This is a genomic window from Mesorhizobium sp. M4B.F.Ca.ET.089.01.1.1, from assembly GCF_004022605.1.
In the GTDB taxonomy this organism is placed as follows: domain Bacteria; phylum Pseudomonadota; class Alphaproteobacteria; order Rhizobiales; family Rhizobiaceae; genus Mesorhizobium; species Mesorhizobium abyssinicae.
Map to the genome: position 1 here is coordinate 1 of NZ_RZOS01001009.1, position 849 is coordinate 849.

Consider the following 849-nt stretch of genomic DNA (forward strand, 5'->3'; position numbering starts at 1 on the left):
AGACCACTCAGATGGGCCGTTGGAAGGAGATCGGCACAGTTTGCGAGCTGCTCTTCGGCCAGGGTCAGGTAATCGTGATTGCGCCCAGTGGCATAAAAAAATGGAGCGAGTGAAAGCGCAACGTCACATTGCAATTCGACCGATGCAGTCTTCGCGGCTGCAAGACGTGCGTCTTCAAGCGTCTTCCCAAGGCGCTCAGAACGATACCCTTCTGCCTGCATCAAGGCATTGGCCATCGCAAGATGGAGACGCGTCACCCGTTCGGCGCCGCCGGAGACGTCGCCAAGTCTCCTGCTGCAATCAATAGCACTGGCAAAGTGCGACACGGCTTCCCGGGTTGCCGCTCTGGCCAGAGCGGCCTCTCCCGCCTTTTGCCAGTGATCGACCGAGCTCGCCCAATCCCCCGCTTCCTGAAGGTGGTGCGCAAGGAGCTCGGGTTGCGCTTCGGTGATTTCGATCCACTGTTCCTCTAACATATCTGCGACCCGCTTATGTAGCTCCTGGCGCTTGGCGCGCAGCAGCGTGCCATACGCTGCGTCCTGAACGAGCGCATGCTTGAAGAGGTAAGTGGCCAGTGGACGAGTCCCGCGGCAGAACACCAGACCGGCGCCGACGAGTTGATCCAGTGCGCCATTTAGCTCAGCGGCATTTCGCTGTGCTACCGCTGCCAGCAATTCGTAGGAGAACTCCCGACCGAGAACCGCGCCAATTTGTGCGACCTCCTTAACGGCTGAGCCGAGGCGATCGAGCCGCGCCATCAACGAGGCATGCAGCGTGGCGGGAACGTTCAACACCGTCGCACCAGCTCTTGAGAGCACTGTCCTGGCGTTCCCGCCACGCTGCATGCCT

At 60.4% G+C, this 849-nt stretch carries 1 pseudogene; it reads right to left on the bottom strand.

Going from position 1 to position 849, the window contains the following annotated elements:
- Positions 1-791, bottom strand: a pseudogene (locus tag EN780_RS35670) (adenylate cyclase); the annotation flags it as partial.
- Between the last annotated feature and the right edge of the window lie 58 nt (positions 792-849).